General features: G+C 67.7%; 16 protein-coding genes. 13 read left to right on the top strand and 3 right to left on the bottom strand.

Going from position 1 to position 20,047, the window contains the following annotated elements; translation table 11 throughout:
* Positions 1-163: 163 nt before the first annotated feature.
* Positions 164-1,237: a hypothetical protein gene (locus ACWTSU_RS04585; RefSeq protein WP_455138699.1), complete on the bottom strand. Its 1,074-nt coding sequence runs from the start codon at positions 1,235-1,237 to the stop codon at positions 164-166.
* Positions 1,238-1,635: 398 nt separating this feature from the next.
* On the opposite strand from ACWTSU_RS04585, the gene mfd reads away from it, so the two are divergent.
* The 3 genes from mfd (at position 1,636) to ACWTSU_RS04570 (ending at position 7,399) form a co-directional block, all read left to right on the top strand.
* Positions 1,636-5,073 (top strand): transcription-repair coupling factor, encoded by a 3,438-nt coding sequence (gene mfd, locus ACWTSU_RS04580; protein ID WP_455138698.1) that lies wholly within the window; start codon positions 1,636-1,638, stop codon positions 5,071-5,073.
* Between the two features lie 626 nt (positions 5,074-5,699).
* Positions 5,700-6,506, top strand: coding sequence for a PTS mannose/fructose/sorbose/N-acetylgalactosamine transporter subunit IIC (locus ACWTSU_RS04575; protein ID WP_455138697.1), 807 nt, complete (start codon positions 5,700-5,702; stop codon positions 6,504-6,506).
* A gap of 17 nt (positions 6,507-6,523) precedes the next feature.
* Positions 6,524-7,399, top strand: a complete 876-nt coding sequence (locus ACWTSU_RS04570) for a PTS system mannose/fructose/sorbose family transporter subunit IID (RefSeq protein WP_455138696.1) — start codon at positions 6,524-6,526, stop codon at positions 7,397-7,399.
* Between the two features lie 88 nt (positions 7,400-7,487).
* On the opposite strand, the gene ACWTSU_RS04565 is transcribed toward ACWTSU_RS04570, so the two are convergent.
* Entirely contained in the window at positions 7,488-8,345 is an 858-nt protein-coding gene (locus tag ACWTSU_RS04565) for a sugar phosphate isomerase/epimerase family protein (protein WP_455138695.1), read from the bottom strand.
* A 208-nt stretch (positions 8,346-8,553) separates the two neighbouring features.
* On the opposite strand from ACWTSU_RS04565, the gene ACWTSU_RS04560 reads away from it, so the two are divergent.
* From ACWTSU_RS04560 to ACWTSU_RS04530, 7 genes are all read left to right on the top strand, one after another.
* On the top strand, positions 8,554-8,979 hold the full coding sequence (locus ACWTSU_RS04560) for a PTS sugar transporter subunit IIA (RefSeq protein WP_455138694.1): 426 nt from the start codon (positions 8,554-8,556) through the stop codon (positions 8,977-8,979).
* Positions 8,976-9,443, top strand: coding sequence for a PTS sugar transporter subunit IIB (locus ACWTSU_RS04555; RefSeq protein WP_455138693.1), 468 nt, complete (start codon positions 8,976-8,978; stop codon positions 9,441-9,443). The genes ACWTSU_RS04560 and ACWTSU_RS04555 overlap by 4 nt, the downstream gene beginning before the upstream one ends.
* Before the next feature lie 107 nt (positions 9,444-9,550).
* Positions 9,551-10,534, top strand: a complete 984-nt coding sequence (locus ACWTSU_RS04550) for an SIS domain-containing protein (protein WP_455138692.1) — start codon at positions 9,551-9,553, stop codon at positions 10,532-10,534.
* A 111-nt stretch (positions 10,535-10,645) separates the two neighbouring features.
* Positions 10,646-11,368, top strand: coding sequence for an HAD family hydrolase (locus ACWTSU_RS04545; protein WP_455138691.1), 723 nt, complete (start codon positions 10,646-10,648; stop codon positions 11,366-11,368).
* 47 nt (positions 11,369-11,415) lie between these two features.
* The gene (locus tag ACWTSU_RS04540; RefSeq protein WP_455138690.1) at positions 11,416-12,138 is read left to right on the top strand and encodes a GntR family transcriptional regulator; all 723 of its coding nucleotides are present in this window, start codon (positions 11,416-11,418) and stop codon (positions 12,136-12,138) included.
* A 200-nt stretch (positions 12,139-12,338) separates the two neighbouring features.
* Entirely contained in the window at positions 12,339-13,400 is a 1,062-nt protein-coding gene (locus tag ACWTSU_RS04535; RefSeq protein WP_455138689.1) for an NAD(P)-dependent alcohol dehydrogenase, read from the top strand.
* Between the two features lie 682 nt (positions 13,401-14,082).
* The gene (locus tag ACWTSU_RS04530) at positions 14,083-15,120 is read left to right on the top strand and encodes a GTP-binding protein (protein WP_455138688.1); all 1,038 of its coding nucleotides are present in this window, start codon (positions 14,083-14,085) and stop codon (positions 15,118-15,120) included.
* Positions 15,121-15,153: 33 nt separating this feature from the next.
* On the opposite strand, the gene ACWTSU_RS04525 is transcribed toward ACWTSU_RS04530, so the two are convergent.
* Positions 15,154-17,250 (bottom strand): acyltransferase family protein, encoded by a 2,097-nt coding sequence (locus ACWTSU_RS04525; protein WP_455138687.1) that lies wholly within the window; start codon positions 17,248-17,250, stop codon positions 15,154-15,156.
* 183 nt (positions 17,251-17,433) lie between these two features.
* On the opposite strand from ACWTSU_RS04525, the gene mazG reads away from it, so the two are divergent.
* The 3 genes from mazG to ACWTSU_RS04510 all read left to right on the top strand — a co-directional run bounded on the left by mazG (position 17,434) and on the right by ACWTSU_RS04510 (position 19,988).
* Positions 17,434-18,285 (top strand): nucleoside triphosphate pyrophosphohydrolase, encoded by an 852-nt coding sequence (gene mazG / locus ACWTSU_RS04520; RefSeq protein WP_455138686.1) that lies wholly within the window; start codon positions 17,434-17,436, stop codon positions 18,283-18,285.
* 91 nt (positions 18,286-18,376) lie between these two features.
* Positions 18,377-18,955 (top strand): hypothetical protein, encoded by a 579-nt coding sequence (locus ACWTSU_RS04515; protein ID WP_455138685.1) that lies wholly within the window; start codon positions 18,377-18,379, stop codon positions 18,953-18,955.
* Between the two features lie 19 nt (positions 18,956-18,974).
* Entirely contained in the window at positions 18,975-19,988 is a 1,014-nt protein-coding gene (locus tag ACWTSU_RS04510; RefSeq protein ID WP_455138684.1) for a Ppx/GppA phosphatase family protein, read from the top strand.
* The last annotated feature ends 59 nt before the right edge of the window (positions 19,989-20,047 follow it).

Below are 20,047 nucleotides of genomic sequence, written 5' to 3'. Positions count from 1 at the left end.
CGAGTTTTAGGGGAAGTAGGGGGTTTCTTCTTGTTTTTGCTCGGAAACTGGCGGAGGTTTGTGGTTGAGGCGACGTATTTCCGCGCTTTTGCAAGCGCCGGCGAGAAGAACCCTCCGACTTCGCGCGATTCGCGAGCGCGCACCGCGGTCGTGACGGCCGCGCTCAGTCAAGGCCGTAGGCCTCCGCGGGCACCACGTCCCACCCGTCGTCGCGTCGCGCGCGGCGCTCCCGCTCCCGCTCGCGGCCGTCCCAGCGGATGCCGTCGATGCGCTCGAGCTCCTGGTAGAGTTCGCGCCTCAGCCGCAGCCGGCGTTCCTGCTCGGAGCGCGTCAGCCGCTGACGAGGAAGCCCCAGCTGCTCGCGGATCTTCTCGGCGAGGCCGTCCATGTAGGCGAGGTCGCGGTACTGCCCGCGCCGCACGATGAACTCGCCGATGCCCGCGGCCTTGAGCTCGTTGGTGCGCCGCGCGTCCTGGTCGAGGCGCTCGGGCGCGTCGTGCCGCCGTCCGTTGTACTCCACCGCCACGATCGTGCCCGTCTTGGGGTTGACGAGCATGATGTCGGGGCGGCGCGTCCCCTCGGCCATGCCCCGCTCGATGCGCCGGACGCGGACCGGGTCGTTCAGGGACAGGAGCCGCAGCCCGTATCCGCCGAGGCCGGGTCTCAGCGAGAGCCGCAGGGCGAGCTTTGCCTCGCGCGGGGACCCGGCGCGCACGGGCGCGACCGCGAGCGCCTCGCGCACCTCGCGCGTCCCGCGGCGCGGGCCCAGTCGGCCAAGATAGGCGAGAAGCGCTTGGGGCGTCGTGAGGGGTACCGTGCGCTGGACCATCCCGTCCGGCTTGTCGGGGGCGATGGCATAGAGCCCCATCAGCTCGGCGAGCAGCATGACGAGCTCGAGACGGGTGAGGCGCGGCGCCATCTCCACCGCGAGCCGCTCGGGCGAGGAGCACAGGATGCCGGGCGCGAGCGTCAGTGCCGAGTCGGCCGGCAGGGTCTCGTCGCACAGGTGCGTGGTCGCAAGCTGCGTCCGGGCGCTCCCCGACCGATGCGATACGAGCAGGTCAAGCGGCAGGTCCAGGTCGCGCAGCGCGGGGTTGTCCCGGATCGCGGCGCGAAGCTCGACTCGGGGTTGCATGCGATGCGGCACCGCGACCGGGCCGCACGCGAGCGGGGCCGCGGACCCGTTGGGGTCCAGCCGGCGCAGCACCGCGAGCGCGCTGAGATGTGACAGAACCATCGACATGGACCGAACGTAGCTCAGTCAGTGCGCACCGGCCGCGAGAAATATAAAAACTAGAACACAAATCTTACCGCTGGCTTCCACGAATCTTTCCGTGCGCTGCGCGTTTGGCGGTGGCGGGCCCCGACGGGCGCCTTGTCCGTCCGTGTGCTCAAGGTTTCGCGGAAGTCGGAGGGTTCTTCTCGCCGGCGCTTACAAAAACGCGGAAGTCTGTTGCTATGGCGACAGACTTCCGCGCTTTCTTGAGCGGAACCGAGAAGAACCCTCCGACTTCGCGCGATTCGCGAGCGCGCGCGTGTCGGCGTCGCGCGGCGGGTACAATGGGGCGAGAAGGACCGCCCGCCGTCGCCGACCTCGCCCGCCGAGGCCGGCGCGCCGTCATGCGAAGGTACCCCATGCTCATAGACCGCGTCTCTCGCCAGCTCATGACCGCTCCCGAGCTCGCCCCGCTCACGCACGAGCTCGACGCCGGGCGCGACGCCACGCTCGCCGTGGCCCAGTCGGCGCGCCCGCTCGTGGTGGCCGCGCTCTGGGCGCGCGACCCGCGTCCCTGCCTGCTCGTGGTCGCGGGCGAGGAGGCCGCCGACCGCATGGCGCGCTCGCTCGCGGCGTGGCTCGGCCAGGACGCGGTGGACCGCTACCCGGAGCGTCGCGACCGTCCCTGGGCCGACGCCGCCCCCGACGACGCCGTCATCGGCCGTCGCTGCCGCGCGATCGCGCGCCTGGCTGCCGGCGAGAGGTGTGTGGTCGTGGCGAGCGCGCCCTCCCTGCTGCGCCGCGTGCCGCCCAAGGGCTCGGGCTACTACGCGTCGAGTACGTTCACGGTGGGGGAGGAGACCCCGTTCGAGGAGGTCCCGGCCCTGCTCGTGGGCATGGGCTACACCGACGCCGGTGACGTGGACGCGCCCGGAACCTTCCACGTGCACGGCGACGCCGTCGACGTCTGGCCCGCGCAGGCCACGAGCCCCGTGCGCATGGAGTTCTTCGGCGACGAGCTCGACCGCATCCGCCGCTTGGTGCCGTCCACGGGCCAGACCATCGGCGAGCTGCGCGAGGTCACGGTGTCGCCGTGCCGCGAGCTCGCCCTCACCGACGAGACCGTCGCGCGTGCCGAGCGGGCCCTCTTCAAGGTGGCCCAGGACGACACCAAGGTCGCGGCTGACCTGGAGCTCATTCGCCAGCGTGCCGCCGCCCCCTCGCTCGAACGCTACCTGCCCCAGCTCTACGGCTCCACCGCGTCGCCGCTCGAGCACATCAGCGCCGAGGCGCTCGTCGTGCTCGCCGAGCCGCGCGCGCTCTTCGACGACTGCATGCGCGCCACCGATGAGCTTCTCGCCGCCGCCAACACGGCCCGCGTCAAGCTCGACGGCCTCTACACCTCGCCGCGCGAGCTGGACTTTGGCAGCCAGCAGCGGCTCTCGCTCTCGTCGATCCTGCGCGCGGGCTCCGGCGCGGCCACCGCGCAGCTCGAGGTGCGCCAGCCCGGCATCGCGGGCTCGGACGCCAAGCTGCTCGGTCGCGTGCGCCAGCTCGTGAAGGACCGCGCCGCCGTGATCTTCGCCGTGCCCGACCGCGGCGCCCGCGAGTCGCTGGAGCTGCGCCTCACCGACGAGCAGGTCCCCCTCGTGGAGTCCCTCGGCTCAGCCGCCGAGAACAACGACCCCCAGGTCCCGCCCCTGGAGCGCGGGCGCGTCACCTTCACCGACGCGCCCGTACCGGCCGGTATCGTGATCCCGTCGGCGCGTCTGGCGGTGCTCTCCGTCTCGGACCTCTCCGCGCGCACCGCGCGGGCCCGCCGCCGCGCGCGGCGCGTGGACCCTACGAGCGTGACCTTCCCGTTCAAGCCCGGCGACTACGTGGTCCACGCCACGCACGGCATCGCGCTCTTCTCCGACATCGTGCGCCAGGAGGTGGGCGGCCGCGAGCGTGACTACTTCCTGCTGGAGTACGCGGGCGAGGACAAGCTCTACGTGCCGCTCGAGCAGGTCGACCGTATCACGCGCTACGTGGGCCCCGACGGCGCGAGCCCGCGCCTCACCCGCCTCAACACCGCCGACTGGAGCCGTGCCACGGGCAAGGCGCGCAGGTCGGCCAAGAAGCTGGCGTTCGACCTGGTGGACCTCTACACGCGCCGCAGCTCCGTGCAGGGCCACGCGTTCGCGCCGGACACGCCGGTCCAGGAGGAGATGGAGGCGAGCTTCCCCTACGAGCTCACGGCCGACCAGCGCTCCGCGGTCGCCGACATCAAGGCGGACATGGAGGCGCGCCGGCCGATGGACCGCCTGCTCTGCGGCGACGTGGGCTTCGGCAAGACCGAGGTGGCCCTCCGCGCGGCGTTCAAGTGCTGCCAGGACGCCAAGCAGGTCATGGTGCTGTGTCCCACTACGATCCTGGCGCAGCAGCACTTCGAGACGTTCTTCTCGCGCTTCTCGCCGTTCGACCTCAAGGTGGCGGTGCTGTCGCGCTTCGTCACGCCGGCGCGGCAGCGCAAGGCGCTCGAGGGGTTCGCGGACGGCTCGGTGGACGTGCTCATTGGCACGCACCGGCTGCTCAGCGCCGACGTCAACCCCTACGACCTGGGGCTCGTTATCATCGACGAGGAGCAGCGCTTTGGCGTGCAGCACAAGGAGCAGCTCAAGAACATGCGCGAGCAGGTGGACGTGCTGACGCTCTCGGCCACGCCGATCCCGCGCACGATGCAGATGGCGATGAGCGGGGTGCGCGACATGAGCCTCATCATGACGCCGCCGCCGGGTCGCCTTCCCGTGAAGGTGCACGTGGGGGAGTGGGATCCCGACGTGGTGAGCGCCGCCATCCGCGAGGAGCTCGCGCGCAAGGGGCAGGTCTACTACGTCTCGAACCGCGTCCACACGATCGACGACGCGGTGGAGCGCGTGACGGAGGCCGCGCCGGAGGCCCGCGTGGGCGTGGCGCACGGCAAGATGAGCGCGCGCGAGGTCGAGGACGTGATGCTGCGCTTCCAGGAGCACGAGATCGACGTCCTGGTGGCCACCACGATCATCGAGAGCGGCATCGACAACCCGCACACCAACACGCTCATCATCGAGGACTCGCAGCGCCTGGGCCTGGCGCAGCTCTATCAGCTCAAGGGTCGCGTGGGCCGCGGCCGCACGCAGGCCTACGCCTACTTCATGTTCCCGGCCGACCGCCCGCTCACGCCCGAGGCCACCGACCGCCTGACGGCCATCAACGAGTACCAGGACCTGGGCAGCGGCATGAAGATCGCGATGCGCGACCTCGAGATTCGCGGCGCGGGCTCGCTCATGGGCGCCGAGCAGCACGGCAACCTCAGCAGCGTGGGCTTCGACCTGTTCACGCAGATGCTCGGCGAGGCCGTGGCCGAGGCGCGCGGCGAGACGCGCGACGTGGAGCAGCCCGAGGTCACGATCAACCTCCCGGCCGACTTCTTCCTGGCCGAGGAGTACCTGCCCGACGTGGACAAGCGCGTGCTCGTGTACCGGCGCCTGGCCGCGGCCGTGGATCTGGGTGAGGTCGACGCGCTGCAGGAGGAGTGCGAGAAGGACTTCGGCGCGCTGCCGCTGGCCGGGCGCAACCTCTTCGACCGGGCCCGCGTGCGCATCCGCGCGCAGCGACTGGGCTGCACGACGGTCTCGCTCGGGGCGGGGCGGCTCACGTACCTGGGGCTGGAGGTCCCGCGCGCGACGGCGCTCAAGCTGCGCGAGCGCGGCGGCGTCTACTACGCGAAGTCGCACAAGCTGGCGTACCCGTTCCACCGCACGCAGGAGGAGGTCATGCCGGCCGCGCTCGGCGTGCTCGAGGAGATCGGCGGTGACGACGAGGCGGACGAGTAGGGGACGGCGCCCTTCTCGGCGCCTGCCGCCCTTCTCGGCGTCCGCCGTGTCCTTCTCGGCGCCCGCGCCTCCAACCCTGCTCGGCCCTGCTCGCCCAAACAACCCGCAAAAACTGACATCCATAAACCTTAATCCAGCAAATATATGAATACGAAATCATTTTTTGCGGGTTGTTTGATCGGATGGCAGGCAATTGTGTGGGCATGAAGAGCGAGAGGGACGTTGCACGAGCGGGCTCGCGGGCGAGAGGACCCGGCGGCGGAAACGGGAGTGTCGAGCGATGCGCCAGGCGAAGGCCGCGTCTCGAAATCCGGAACCGTTCGAGGCGCATGCCCTCGGCGGCGGAGCGCATCGTCATGATCGCCGTCATACGCTTCCCCGAGTGGACCATGCGCCTGGCTCGCCGCCGCGGAGTTCCGCAACCCGTGCACGAAGAGCCTCTCCGCGCGCCGCTCATCCGACAAACCCGACCGCTCGCTCTGGCTCTCCAAACAATACTGACAAATAGGTATGAGACGTATATGATGACTAGTACTAAATAAGTGCCATGAGTCGAGATCCGGAGTCGACTCCCGGCTCGTTGGGGCCGCCCGAGGTCCCGCAGACCAGACGGAAAGGAGACGGTAATGAATCAGCTCTACGCGGCCATAGCCGTGGGCCTGGTTGGCGTTGTCTGCATCATGGACTCGCGCATGCTGGGCCGGCTCAGCGTCGAGCGCCCGCTCATCGGTGCGACGATGGTGGGCATCGTTCTCGGCGACATCCCGACGGCGCTCGCTTGTGGAGCCACGCTCGAGCTCATGAGCATCGGCCTCATCAACGTCGGCGCGTCGATGATTCCCGATATGAACATGGGGTCCATTGTGGCAACGGCCTTCGTGATTCTCACGGGAGCGGGCGCCGAGGCGGCCCTCACCATCGCCGTGCCCGTTGCGGTGCTGGGGCAGGCGCTTGGACTCGCCATCCGCATGGTGCTCTCGGCGTTCAGCCATCGCACTGACGCCCTCATCGACCAGGGCAAGTTCAAGCAGGCGCTCCATCTGCACATCATCTGGGGCAACGTGCTCTACGCTCTTATGTACTTCGTGCCTATCTTCCTGGCCATCTACGCCGGCACCGACCTCGTTCAGCAGATCGTCAACGCCATTCCCGCTTGGGTCACCAACGGCCTCACCCTCGCAGGCAACGTCCTCACCGCGCTCGGCATGGCGCTGCTGCTCTCGATCATGCTCACCAAGAGCATGACGATCTTCTTCCTGATCGGCTTCTTCGGTGCGGCGTTTCTCGGTCTCAACGTCACGGCCATCGCCGTGTTCGCGGTCCTTCTCGCCCTGCTGCTCGTGGGCCTCAAGTTCCGTGACTCGAATGGCGGCGCCAAGCTCTCGTCGCAGCAAGCCGACGACTATGACCCGCTCGAGGATGACGACGACTAGGGAAGGAGAGGCACATCATGGCACAGCGGATCTCTACGACCACCACTGACGGCGAGCTCAAGAGCCTCGAGCCCCAGCCCGTCTCCGAGGGGAAGCGCCTCTGGCAGTTCTTCTGGCGCACCTGGGCGATTCAGGCCTCGTGGAACTACGAGGGCCAGATGAACCTCGGCTTCCTCTACAGCATCGCGCCCACGCTTGACCGCATCTACTCCGACGAGTCCGACCCGGAGATTCTCGAGCGAAAGAAGGAGGCCTACCACCGCCACACGGCACTCTATAACATCACGCAGCAGCTCAACAGCTTCGTCCTGGGCATCGCCGCGTCGATGGAGGAGGAGTACGGCCGCAATCCAAAGGGCTTCAACCCCGAGGTCATCAACAGCCTCAAGGTCTCGCTGATGGGTCCGCTCTCGGGCATCGGCGACTCGCTGCTCGAGGGGACGCTGCGCATCATCTCGTTTGGCCTGGGCGCGTCGCTGGCCGCCCAGGGGTCGATTCTCGGTCCCATCCTGGCGCTTCTCATCTCGGGTGTGCCCAAGGCGCTCATCACGTGGTTCGGCGGGAAGCTCGGCTACACGCTCGGCACCGACTACGTGAAGCAACTGCAGAGCGGCGGCCTCATGGACAAGGTCATGTACGTCGCAGGCATCGTGGGTCTCATGACGGTCGGCGCCATGATCGCCACGATGGTCGGAATCACCTGCCCGTTACAGTTCCAGGACGGCGCCCTCGTCATTCAGGACGTCCTTGACAGCATCTGCCCGTCGCTGATTCCGTTTGGCATCGCCATGCTGTTCTACTGGCTGCTCAAGCGCAAGGTCGGCCTGGGCGTGCTGCTCATCGGCGGCATCGTCGTGAGCTTGGTCTGCAGCTTCTTCGGCATCCTCGCGTAGGCCACGCTTCCTCCACACGCGACCGCACAGGGAGGCCCCCGGCGATAACGTCGGGGGCCTCCCTGTGCGGCTCGTCTTTGAGCGAGGGTCAGAGCGCCGGCGCAGCTTCCTCGATTCGCGAGTAGGCGTCGAGATAGGTGCGCATGGAGCGTGCGTCGGCGCCCACGGGGTCGGTGTGCGTCTGCGCGTCGGTGCACTCCACGCTTAGGACGCCGCGGTATCCGTTGCGCGCAAAGGTTGCGATGTCTGCGGCGACGTCGCGCTCCCCGTCACCGAGCGCGAGGTGCAGCGAGCGCGTCCCGCAGTCCACGAAGTGCGCGTGGATGACGTCGGGGCCGAACGCGTCGAAGTAACCCTGGATCGTGTCGCCGGCGTCGACCATGGCGCCGATGTCCAGGCACACCTTGAGCGCGGGGCTTCCCACCATGTCGAGCATCAGCTTGAGGTCGGCAACGGAGTTGGCGATGAGGGACTCGGGCCGACGCAGCGCCTCGATGGCCAGGTTGATGCCATGGCCCTCGGCGTAGGACGCGATGCGACGAAGCATCGCGGCGCTGCGGGCGCGGGCGTCCTCGAGCGGCTCGTCGTAGAAGGCCCAGCCGCTGGTTACCAGCACCTGGCTGGCACCCACCGCAGACGCCACGTCAACGGCTCGCGTGAAGTAGGCGTAGGTACGCTCCTGGGCCGTCTCCTCGCGAGCGGCCATGTTGTTGGGCTTTGGGTTGGTCTGCTCGGGGCAGATGCCCATCACGCGCACGTCGTAGGTCCGGGCCAGGCGCTCGATCTTTTCGATCGGCTCGTTCTGGCGGTAGTCCATGAAGAAGTGCTGTGGTGCGGTCCAGAGCTCGACGCAGGGATAGCCGAGCTCATGGGCGGCCGAGAAGAACCGCTCGAGGTCGTAGAACAGATAGTGGTGGTTCATCGTGGCCAATGGGATGCGATGCACGGGTGCCACACTCCTTTCTTTCTCGGAAGCAGATGGCTAGAGTATACGTTACAGACGTTATAGATGACTAACTGAAAGGCAAACAATATGAAGAACTGACAGGCAGGAGCGGCGGACGGCGGTCATTCGGAGGTGAGCGGATTAACCGCATTGTCTATAGACATATACGTATATAACATCTATGATGATAAGCAACGAAGGAGGAGCCATGAACCAGATTGTCTTAGCGTCACACGGAGGCCTTGCCACCGGAATGCGCGACTCTCTCGAGATGATCGTCGGCGCTGTTCCACGAGTGCATACGATTACTCTCGAGCGTGATGACACCGACCAGGTGGGGGAGCGCGCACGAGCGCTTATCGAGTCGTTTGGCCCGGATGACAAGGTGTACGTCCTCACGGACATGCTGGGCAGCAGCGTGAGCAACCAGATGGTGGAGCTGCACCTGAGCCGCCCCGACGTGACGGTCATCAGTGGCATGAACCTCCCTCTCGTCATTGAGCTCGCGCTGGCAGAGCAGCCCGTGAGCGCCGAGGCGCTCGCGATGCTGATAGAGCAGGGCCGTTCCGGGATTCAGGACGTCTCGGTCCTCATGGGTGCCCTGACGCAATCTGAGGAGGATGACGACTTATGATCAAGCTCGTGCGTCTGGACTATCGCCTCGTTCACGGTCAGATTCTCGCCTCGTGGGTAAACCACCTGAGCGCCCAGCGCATCGTGGTGGTAGACGATGACGCGGCCAATGACGAGATGCGCTCCGCAGCGCTCAAGCTCGCCAAGCCAGCGGGCATCCGTCTCAACATCTTCACCGTCGAGCGAACCATCAAGAAGATGCCCAAGATTCTGGAGCTTCCCGAGAACATCATGATGGTCTTCGGCTCCACCTCGGCTCTCCTGGCAGTGTGTCGCGCCTGCCCGCAGATTCGAGAGGTTCAGTACGGCGCCACCTTCAACAAGGAGGGCTCACGTCAGGTCGATCAGAGCGTGTTTCTGGACGAGTCCGAGTGCGCCGATACGCGCGCCCTGCTCGACATGGGCGTGAAGATCTACAGCCAGCAGACGCCTGACAAGGCAACGCTTCCCATCACGGAAATCTAGCGAGTAGCTGCAACCAACTGGAGTCCAAAAACTTGGCAGCTCAGAAGTGCCGTTCGTGCGGTGGCGGTCCCGCCATGCGCAAAAAGCGAGAAGAAGGGAATCAAGACATGTACGAGATCGACCTCAACGTGCCCAAGCAGATCGTGGCGGACGTCCTGTCCGGCCACCAGATCGATTCCGTGGCGTTTGTGGGGTGCGGGGCCTCGATGTCCGAGCTCTATCCCGCCAAGTACTTCCTGGCTAACAACACAAAGACGCTCAACGTGCAGATCTTCACCGCCAACGAGTTCAACTGCGACGTGCCTGCGTGGCTCGGACCCAACACGCTCGTGATCACCTGCTCGCTGGGCGGGGGGACGCCCGAGACCGTCCAGGCCAACACGACTGCAAAGGAGGCGGGCGCTCCGGTGGTGGCCATCACCCACGCCGCGGGCTCCGCGCTGACCAAGGGCGTCGATCACGTGATCGTCCACGGCTTCGAGGCCAGCTACGCCGCCAAGACCGAGAAGATGGGGTACGCCCTGGCGCTTGCCCTTGAGCTTCTGCAGCAGGTTGAGGGGTACGATCACTACGAGGAGATGGTCGAGGGCTTTGCGCACGTGTTCGAGTGCGCCGAGAGCGCCGCGGAGTCGGTGAGCAAGGACGCCGAGGCGTGGGCGCAGGAGCACAAGGACGACGAGTGCATCTACTTCATGGCCTCGGGCGCCAGCGAGAAGGTGGCCTACTCCACCTCATCTTTCCTCATGATGGAGATGCAGTGGATCAACTCGGGCAACTACAACTCCGGCGAGTACTTCCACGGTCCCTTTGAGATGACTGACGACAAGCATAACTTCGTGCTGTTCATGGCCGATGGGGCAACGCGTAAGATGGATGCGCGCGCCCTCGCCTTCCTGCAGCGGTTTGATGCGCGCTACCTTGTGATTGATGCCAAGGACTTCGGCCTGTCCGGTGCCGTGCCCGCCGCCGTGGCCACCTACTTCAACCCGATCGTCCACACCGCGGTCATGCGCGTCTATGCCGAGCAGATCGCCGAGGCGCGTCAGCACCCGCTGACCAAGCGGCGCTATATGTGGAAGCTCGAGTACTAGACACGTGGAGCCCGGTGTCCGCTCCTAAGCCCGACGGGCCACCACAACACGAGGGGGCGGGGTTGCACCCGCCCCCTTTTTTGCCAAAGACAAGTCGAGGGGGATGGACGCATGGTCAAAGCCGTTTTGTTTGACATGGATGGCGTACTTGCCTTTACGGAGCAGTTCTATAACAGGCGCCGCCTCACCTTCCTTGCCGAGCACGGCATCGTCTTTGACGAGGAGCCCGACTGGACCGGCGCCAACGACAACGTGGTCTGGGGGGAGAGCGTGCCGGATCCTGGTCTGCGCGAGCAGCTACGGGCCGACTACGTCACGTACGCGGACGAGCACCCCACGCCTTGGAACGACCTTGCCAACGATCAGGCCCACCTCGCGTTCTCCCTGCTCAGCGACATAGGCGTGCGAGTGGCGATCTGCTCGTCCTCGTGGAGGTCGCTGATCGAGGAGTTTGTCGACGCCCTTGATCTGCGTCCGTTCCTGAGCCTCACGATCAGTGGCGCCGAGTGCCCGGAGTACAAGCCCGCGCCTGACATCTATCTCACCGCGATGGACCGGCTGGACGTACGGCCCAATGAGGTCGTTGTCGTCGAAGACTCCCCAATTGGCATTCAGGCGGGCAAAGCGGCCGGCGCCTTCGTGTGCGCGATGCGTCAGCCCGCTGGTGTGGTGCTGGATCAGGCTGGGGCAGACGTCGTGATCGACGAGCTCTCGGACGTGGTCAATCTTGTGCGTGAGGCCAACGGGCCTTTGCGCACGGCGCTGACGGGCGTGCGGCCGAGCGGGTCTCCGGCCTGGCGTGACCCTGCAGTAGTCCCAGGTAGAATATTATAGATGTGTCACATCACGTGACCGATCCGTAGGCAACCGAGGGAACGCGCATGAACGATAGCAGCTCTGCTCCGCTTTACCAGCAGATATATGAGGATATCAAGTCCGACATCAAATCAGGGAAGTACAAAACTGGCGACCGGATTCCCTCGGAAGCGGAGCTGAGCCAGGAGTATTCCGTGAGCCGCATCACCGTTCGCCGTGCGATCGAGGACCTGTGCTCCGATGGCTATCTGAGCAAGAAGCAGGGGCGCGGCACGTTCGTGGGGACGTCACGACTCTATCGGCGGCTCTCGCAGACTCGAGAGGTGAGGTCCTTCTCGTCCATGTGCGCTGAGGCGGGCGCTCGTCAGGGGGCGCGCATGCTAGAGCGCCAGATCGTGCCGGCGCGTGCCGCCGAGGTCGAGTTCTTTGGCATCAGCGAGGGTGACCTGCTGCTTTATGTACGGCGCATACGCACGGCCGACGACGTGCCCGTGCTGGACGAGAACGTCTTCATCCCCTACGACTGGGCACGCGATCTGTTCACGGCTCAGCTGGAGGACCGCTCTATTTTCGATGCCATTTACGAAGTCACTGGCAGGCGGCCGGCCACGAGCACCGTCTGGACGATCAGTGCCGTTCGCGCGACAACGGAGCAGTCCTCCAACCTGCAGATCGCGGCGGGTGACCCGCTCATCCACACGATCAACTACTACGTTGACGAAAAAGGGGCCCCCGTCTGCATCGGCCGCGACTATTTTGTGGGAAGCCGCTATGAGCTGAGCCTGTGACGACGGATTTCGCGGGCTTCTCGCGACCCTTCGGCCGGCACGCCGCTTTCCCCCGCCGCCGTCCCCCGAAATGCCATTGCCGGACTCACGTATGCCGCTCACCCCACTTCAGGAAGCCAAAGTGCCCCGCTCACGGGATGCTGACTCTAACTGAGCGGCCCACACGGGGCCGCCTGATCGCAGAGAGGGAGTGTGTGCCTATGAAGGGTTACGCGATGCTCAAGATCGGCGAGTCCGGCTGGATCGAGAAGGACCGCCCGGCCTGCGGGCCGATGGACGCGATCGTCAAGCCGCTGGCGGTGGCCATCTGCACCTCTGACGTCCACACGCTCTGGGAGGGCGCCATCGGCGAGCGCCACAACATGATCCTCGGCCACGAGGCCTGCGGCGAGGTCGTCGAGGTCGGCGAGCTCGTCAAGGACTTCAAGCCCGGCGACCGCGTCCTCATCCCCGCTATCACGCCCGACTGGAACTCGCTCGAGGCCCAGGCCGGCTACGCCATGCACTCCGGCGGCATGCTCGCCGGCTGGAAGTTCTCCAACTTCAAGGACGGCGTCTTCTCCGAGTTCTTCCACGTCAACGACGCGGACGGCAACCTCGCTCACCTTCCCGAGAACATCGATCCGGTCGACGCCTGCATGCTCTCCGACATGGTGCCCACTGGCTTCCACGGCGTCGAGCTCGCCGACGTGCAGTTCGGCGACTCCGTGCTGGTCATCGGCATCGGTCCCGTGGGCCTCATGAGCGTGGCCGGCGCCTCAATGCGCGGCGCGTCGCGCATCATCGCGGTGGGCACGCGCCCGGTCTGCGTCGAGGCGGCCAAGAAGTACGGTGCCGACGAGTTCATCTCGTACAAGGACGGCCCGATCGCCGAGCAGGTGCTCGCCATTACCAACGGCAAGGGCGTCGACAAGGTCATCGTGGCCGGCGGCGGCGTGGACACCTTCGAGGACGCGGTCAAGGTCCTCAAGCCCGGTGGCAAGATCGGCAACGTCAACTACCTCGGCGGCGGCGACTACGTCACCATCCCGCGCGTGGAGTGGGGCGTCGGCATGGGTCACAAGGAGATCAACGGCGGCCTCATGCCCGGCGGCCGCCTACGCATGGAGAAGCTCGGCAGCCTGGTGAGCTCCGGTCGCCTCAACGTGCATCACCTGGTGAGCCACGTCTTCGAGGGCTGGGACCACCTCGAGGAGGCACTCTTCATGATGCGCGACAAGCCGCGCGACCTCATCAAGCCGGTCGTCAAGATCGAGGACTAGGGCCCGGCGAGAAGAATGCGCGGGCCGCGGGCGGGGGTCCTTCTCGGCCCCCCGACCGCGGTTGCTGGGTTGCCGCTTGCCGCCCTGCGCGGGATGGGTACAATGTACCCGACGGCCGCCTACGTTGTGGAAGGCTAGGCAGCGCCGTTACTTGGAGACAGGGCCGCTAGCGCTTACGCTTGCGGCCCTTCCGTTTACGTCGTGGCCTACGCGCTGCGGGAAGGGCCGGCGCCACCGCCGCCACAAGGCCGGCCAGTGCGGTCAGGAGCTTGAGGACTTGGATGACGAGGTCCATTGGCAACTCACCTCCTTTCTTCAAGGAGTGGCGCTGCCAGCACGCGGTGTGACCGTCGGGCCCCTTGATTCTAGCGCGGAGGCGCAAGGGGAGTATCGTGAGCTAGGCGTGCGGTTTCCTGACGGTTTGGCGGCCAGAAGTATCAGGATGTTGCACGTCAATCGGTGAGGTGCGGGATTCGGACGGTTTCGGGCCTCATAGTGTCAGGAGGCAGCACATTAACGGAGGCCATGAGGATTGTGAGCTGGAGCGAAGACAGCCAACACGCGTGCTCTCCAAAGAACTCGATGCCGGGCGGACTTCGGGGGAGGCGGAGGGTTGGCTCACTGGCGATGATGTCCGCGAGCACTTTGCCCAGAGGGCATCCGGAGGCGAGGAGGACAGCTGATGCGCGTGCTGGTGGTGTCGGGGTTTCTCGGCGCGGGAAAGACGACGTTCATCCAGGAGCTCGCGCGCCGCACGGGCCGCGACTTCGTGGTCTACGAGAACGAGTACGGTCAGGCAGACATCGATGCGCAGGTCCTCTCCCAGACCGACGAGCTCTCCGTCTGGGAATCAACCGAGAACTGCATCTGCTGCTCGGGCAAGCAGGACTTCGCGGCATCGGTCCTCACGATCGCCAACACGCTCGACCCCGAGTACCTGGTGGTGGAGCCCACCGGCGTCGCGCGTCTCTCCAGCGTGCTCGCCAACGTGGACCAGGTGAGCTACGAGCGCATCTCGCTGCTCCAGCCGCTGGTCATCGTAGACGCCGTGGCGTGGGAGCGCCAGCGCGAGCGCTTCTCGGACATCTACCTCGACCAGGTGGCCACGGCGCCGGTGGTGGTGCTCTCCAAGGTCCAGCACGCGGGCGCGGGGCAGGTGGAGGCCGCGCGGGCGTGGGTGGCCGAGAAGAACCCGCGCGCGCGGATCGTCGACGTGCCGTACGACTGGTTGGACGACGCGTTCTTCTCGGGGCTGCTGGAGCGTGACCTGGACCCGTCGCGCTCGGCCGTCCCACGCGAGGCGGCCCCGGCCGAGGACGAGTTCGAGAGCCTGTCTCTGGCGGGCATCGCGCTGCCCACTGAGAACCACCTGCTGTGGTTTCTCGACGCGCTGGTCGCGGGCGTGTTCGGGGAGGTCGTGCGCGCCAAGGGGTCGCTGCCGTGCGGCGGCCAGTGGCTGCGCTTCGACGTGGTGGACCGCGCGTGGTCGGTGACCGGCGCCGAGGAGCCCGAGGGCGGCGAGAAGGACGCGGTCGGCGCGTTCATCGGACCCGAGGTGCGCCGACCGTGGCTGCGCGAGACGCTGCTGCCGCTCGTGCGCGACGCCGTGGCCGCGGGCCGTGCCGATGCGGCCCTCGACGCCGCCCACGACGTCGAGCGGCACCGTCACAACCACGAGCACGGCCACGACGAGCACCGCCACGACCACGGCCACGCGTAGGCCCTGACGTCCGGCCCTTCTCGCCGCTCGGGGCTACGACTGGGAGAACGTCGCCTTGGCCACGTCGACGAACGGGTACATGCCGGTCATGTTGGGGTGCGTCCGGTCGGGCTTCAGGTACTCGGGGTGCTGGTTGGCGACGGAGTACCAGTCTGCCAGGTACACGTTGGGGTACTCCTCGGCTATCCGGGCGTAGAGCGCGTTGGCGTCGCCCACGAAGGTGGAGGGGCTGTAGATGTTGTAGAGCACGATGCGCCGGTCCGGCCCCAGGGCGTCGAGGACCTGGTACACGAGCTGCTCGTCGCGCACGCCCCCGTTGGTGCCGAAGTCGAGGATGACGTTCTGCCTGATCACGCCCTGCGCGAGGCCGTCGTTGACGACCTGCACGGCGTCGTCCCACTGGCGAATCGGCTCGGCGAGGAAGTTGAGACCCTCGAACTCCGCGTTGAAGCCCGACTGCACGCCCGAGATGAGCGAGTCGCCGATGGCGGTCACCGTGGCCCCGCTGGGGACGCCCGTGGTCTGGGTCGGGTCGTAGTTGGGGATCGACGAGGTGTCGCCCGTCGTCTGGTTCGCCTGGTCGCCCTCGTCGGAGCCGCTCCCGTCGGCGTCGCCCTGGTCCTCCGCGGGCGTGTCCTCGACCACCTGCTCCGTCTGCGCCTGCTGCTCGGCCTGCTGCGCGTGCAGGGCCTCCACCTGCTGCTGGAGCTCCGTCTTGGTGGGCGCTGTGACGATGGCGACCACGGTGGCCACGGTAAGCGCGGCGGTCGCCGCGACCTGTGTCCGGCCCGACCAGCCCCTGCGCGCGCGGCGGAGGGTCCGGCGGAGGGTGCTCGCGATGCCGTTGCGCCTGAAGGGCTCCTCCACGAAGCGATAGCTCAGCTCGGAGATGCCGAACGAGATGAGGACGAACACGACGTCGACGAGCACGTTCTCCACGGTGCCCAGGGCCGTGGGGACGAGGATGCGCCCAAAGACGAGGAGCGGCCAGTGCCACAGGTAGATGCCGTAGGAGCGCGTCCCCAGCCAGCGCACCGGCCCCAGCTCCATCGCGCGCGTGAACGGCGCGGCGGGCCGCGCGACGACCCCCGAGACGAGGGCGAGGCTGCACAGGCTCGCGAGGAGGAGGCCGATCGGGTACGTGAGCCGGGAGGTGTCGGGGAAGAGCATCACGATGGCGCAGAATCCCGCCAGGCCCACAAAGGGAAGCGCCCCCGCCCAGCTCCGGGAGCGGAGCCACTCCCTCGAGAGGGGACCGTCCTCCTTGCTCCACACGAAGGCGAGCAGGATGCCGAGGGCCAGGCCGAAGCAGTGCGTGTCCGTTCCGTAGTACACGCGGGTATAGTTGTCGGGGCTCGCCAGGACGCCCATCAGCACCACGGAGGCCACGGCGATGCCCCCCGCCACGCCGAGCAGCTTCCGGTGCGACAGCTTGTGCGCGAGCAGCGCGAGCAGGATGGGCGGCCAGATGAGGTAGAACTGCTCCTCAACGGCGACCGACCAGAGGTTCTTGAACAGCATTGGGTTGGCCTGGTCGAAGTAGTTGGAGCCGTGGACGATCTCGACCCAGTTAGTCGAGCAGGTGAGCGCGCCCAGGACCTGCCTCAGCCCGCCGACGAGGAGCTCGGGGTAGATGAGGGCCCCCAGGGGCACGCACACCAGGACCAGCGCCACCAGGGCGGGGAAGAGGCGCCTGATGCGGCGCAGCCAGAACTCCTTGAGCGAGAAGCGCGCGTCCGGCTGGCCCACCTTCCGGAGGATGTTGTAGGTGATGAGGAACCCGGAGATGACGAAGAAGAAGTCCACGCCGACATAGCCCCCCACGAACTGGTTGGGGGCGATGTGGTAGAGCAGGACGGCGAGAACCGCGATGGCGCGCAGGCCGTCGAGGCCGGGGAGGTACGAGGAGCCCAGCTTGCGCGCGTCGCCCCCCTGCGGGGCGGCGGCCTTCTCGGTCTTCTCGGCCACCGGTCGCTGGTGGCGCGCGTGCGCGGGGGCGGCGTGCGCGGGGCCCTGCTTGGTGGCCGGGCGGGCGGGGCCCTGGGCGCCCTGGGCCGGCTGGGCCTTCTGGTACGGGACCCTCGTGCGGGAGTGCGGCTTCGGAGTGGTGCGGCGGTTGTCAGGCTTCATGCTTCCTACCTGGTTTTGTGTCGAGGGTTGTGCGGAGCGTAGCTGCGTTTTCGTAGGTGGTTGCGAGATGACGCCAAGCCCATTCTAGTCCTCCGCACAAGAGGGTCATCGGCCCGTTACGCATCCGTCAAAATGTCCCGCAGCGGTAGAATCGGGCGAGAAGAACCCGGCGAGAGGAGCCCCATGTCGCAAGCAGCAGACCGCGTGGACGCCGAGACCGCCGCGCGCCCGGGCGCACCGGCCACCCATCCCGCGTTCGACCGACTGATGCGCACAATGTGGCGCCTGCGCCAGCCCGACGGCTGCCCCTGGGACCGCGAGCAGACCCACCGCTCCATCACGCGCAACATGGTCGAGGAGGCCTACGAGGCCGTCGACGCCATCGAGGCCGATGACGCCGCCCACCTGCTGGAGGAGCTCGGCGACGTGCTCGAGCAGGTGGTCCTGCACGCGCAGATCGCCGCCGACGAGGGGGCCTTCACGATCGACGACGTGGTGGACGGCCTCAACGAGAAGCTCGTGCGCCGCCACCCCCACGTCTTCGGCGAGCGCGCGGCCGCCGGCGACGGCGCCGAGGTCATGGACATCTGGGACGACGTCAAGGCCGCCGAGCGCGTCGCGGCGGGTGGCGAGGCGCGGCCCCAGGGGCTTCTCGACAGCGTGCCGCGCTCCCTGCCCGCCCTCATGCAGGCGCAGAAGATCTCCAAGCGCGCCGCCAAGGCCGGTTTCGAGTGGGAGACCGTCGCCGACGTCTGGGACAAGGTCGCCGAGGAGCGCGCGGAGTTCGAGCGCGAGGAGCCCGGCAGCGAGGCGCGCGCGTGCGAGTTCGGCGACCTGCTCTTCGCGCTGGTCAACGTCGCGCGCCGCGAGGGGATCGACGCGGAGGGGGCGCTCGCAGCGTCCAACCGCAAGTTCCGCGCCCGCTGGTCGCGCATGGAGGAGCTTGCCCGCGCCGAGGGCGCGCCGCTCGAGGAGCTGGGCACGGAGCGCCTGAACGAGCTCTGGGACCGTGCTAAGGCGGAGGAGAAGCGCTGACGCGCCCGGCGGCCGCTCGGCCGTCTGCTATAAAGAGGGGGCGGGCCCGCAGCCCGCGGCTCTGTCAACCGAAGAAGAATCGAAGCCCGACATGAGCACTGAGAAGACCAACACCACGCGGCGCGCCACCGCGCGCCGGCGCCCGTCCGCCCGCAGGCGGCCCGAGGGCGCCGCCCGCGCCGAGAGGTCGCGTGCGGCTGCGCGTCCCCCGCGGACCGGGTCGGCCGGCAAGACGTCCGGCGGAGCGGCCGGCGAGCGGGTCGCGGCCGTCGCCGGCAAGCTCTCCTCCGTCGACCCCGGCTCCCTCGTGGCGCGCTTCCGCGTCCCGCTCATCGCCGCCGCGGCGGTCCTCGTGGCCATCGCGGTGCTCTACGGCCCCGCTTGCACCTACTACCAGGCCTGGCGCACCAATGGCGTCCTGCAGGAGCGCGACGCCCAGGCCAGCGCCGACACCACCCAGCTCGAGGGAGACATCAACGGCCTCATGACCGAGGAGGGCGTCAAGGACGAGGCCCGTCGGCGCGGCTACGTCGAGGAGGGCGAGACGCGCATCGTGGTCGAGGGGCAGGATGACGAGGGCGACGGGAGCGACCAGGACCAGCAGGCCGCCGAGAGCGTCCCCTGGTACATCGCGCTCGGCGACTTCGTCTTTCAGTACCAGGGCGCATGAGCGAGGGGAGCGTGACGGCATGAACCGCCTGGCCTGCATCGACATCGGGACCGTGACCGCGCGCCTGGCCGTGGCCGACGTGGAGGGCGGCCGCGTGACCCGGATGGCGAAGCGCTCCCAGATCTGCAACCTCGGCGAGGGCGTGGACGCCAGCGGGCACCTGTCCGAGGCCGCCATCGATCGGGTGGTCGCCTGCGTGCGCTCCTACGTCGACAACGCCCACGCCGCCGGCGCCGCCGCCGTGTGCTGCACCCTCACGAGCGCCGCCCGCGACGCGGACAACGCCGAGAGGATTGAGGGCGAGCTGCGCGGGCTGGGCCTCGAGCCGCAGGTCATCCCCGGCCAGGTGGAGGGCTCGCTGACGTTTCTGGGCGTGGCTCAGGACTTCCGCGGTCGGCTCGTCCTCGTGGCGGACAACGGCGGCGGCTCCACGGAGCTCGCCCTGGGCCGCCTGGGCGAGGACGACGTGCTTGACCTGCGCTTCGTTCGCTCCGTCAACGTGGGGTGCCGCCGCGTGACCGAGAAGTTCCTCGCCGGCGACGGCCCCGCGGACCCCGCGGCGCTCGCCTCGGCGCACGAGTTCGCCGCGCGGTCCTTCTCGCCGGTCGTGCGCGAGGGCGGCCTGGCGGCCGCGGGCTCGCCGGACGCCGTCGCGGAGGCGCCCGAGCAGCTCGTGGTGACGGGCGGCACGGTGACGACCCTCGTGGCGCTGAGCCTGGCGCTCGACCCCTACGACCCGGCGCGCGTGCACCTGGCCGAGCTCTCGCGCGACGCGCTCGACGAGCTCGAGGCGCGGCTCGCGGCCCTCACGGTGGCGGAGCGCGCCGCGTTGCCGGGCATCCAGCCGCAGCGCGCGCCCGTGATCCTGGGCGGGACGGTGGCTGTGGGCGAGCTCATGCGCCAGACGGGCTTCTCGACGCTGCGCGCGAGCGAGTCCGACCTGCTCTTCGGCCTGGCGCTCGCGGCGGACGCCGCCTGGCGCGGCGCGGACTCGCCGGTGGTCTGGAAGCCGGAGCTGCGCCTGCTGCGCTAGGATGGGGGAGCGGGGAGGGGGGGTGGAAGCAAGGAGGGGGAGGGAGCAGAGTCACCCAA

It is taken from the genome of Thermophilibacter sp. (genome assembly GCF_966187215.1).
This window is presented reverse-complemented; position numbering and strand designations above follow the sequence as displayed.

Bases quoted from the DNA above. Each gene is read 5' to 3' on its own strand.
- ACWTSU_RS04555 (WP_455138693.1), top strand. From the start codon at position 8,976: ATGATCAAGCTCGTGCGTCTGGACTATCGCCTCGTTCACGGTCAGATT.
- ACWTSU_RS04525 (WP_455138687.1), bottom strand. From the start codon at position 17,250: ATGAAGCCTGACAACCGCCGCACCACTCCGAAGCCGCACTCCCGCACG.
- mfd (WP_455138698.1), top strand. From the start codon at position 1,636: ATGCTCATAGACCGCGTCTCTCGCCAGCTCATGACCGCTCCCGAGCTC.
- ACWTSU_RS04585 (WP_455138699.1), bottom strand. From the start codon at position 1,237: ATGGTTCTGTCACATCTCAGCGCGCTCGCGGTGCTGCGCCGGCTGGAC.
- mazG (WP_455138686.1), top strand. From the start codon at position 17,434: ATGTCGCAAGCAGCAGACCGCGTGGACGCCGAGACCGCCGCGCGCCCG.
- ACWTSU_RS04550 (WP_455138692.1), top strand. From the start codon at position 9,551: ATGTACGAGATCGACCTCAACGTGCCCAAGCAGATCGTGGCGGACGTC.
- ACWTSU_RS04570 (WP_455138696.1), top strand. From the start codon at position 6,524: ATGGCACAGCGGATCTCTACGACCACCACTGACGGCGAGCTCAAGAGC.
- ACWTSU_RS04535 (WP_455138689.1), top strand. From the start codon at position 12,339: ATGAAGGGTTACGCGATGCTCAAGATCGGCGAGTCCGGCTGGATCGAG.
- ACWTSU_RS04510 (WP_455138684.1), top strand. From the start codon at position 18,975: ATGAACCGCCTGGCCTGCATCGACATCGGGACCGTGACCGCGCGCCTG.
- ACWTSU_RS04545 (WP_455138691.1), top strand. From the start codon at position 10,646: ATGGTCAAAGCCGTTTTGTTTGACATGGATGGCGTACTTGCCTTTACG.
- ACWTSU_RS04515 (WP_455138685.1), top strand. From the start codon at position 18,377: ATGAGCACTGAGAAGACCAACACCACGCGGCGCGCCACCGCGCGCCGG.
- ACWTSU_RS04530 (WP_455138688.1), top strand. From the start codon at position 14,083: ATGCGCGTGCTGGTGGTGTCGGGGTTTCTCGGCGCGGGAAAGACGACG.
- ACWTSU_RS04540 (WP_455138690.1), top strand. From the start codon at position 11,416: ATGAACGATAGCAGCTCTGCTCCGCTTTACCAGCAGATATATGAGGAT.
- ACWTSU_RS04575 (WP_455138697.1), top strand. From the start codon at position 5,700: ATGAATCAGCTCTACGCGGCCATAGCCGTGGGCCTGGTTGGCGTTGTC.
- ACWTSU_RS04560 (WP_455138694.1), top strand. From the start codon at position 8,554: ATGAACCAGATTGTCTTAGCGTCACACGGAGGCCTTGCCACCGGAATG.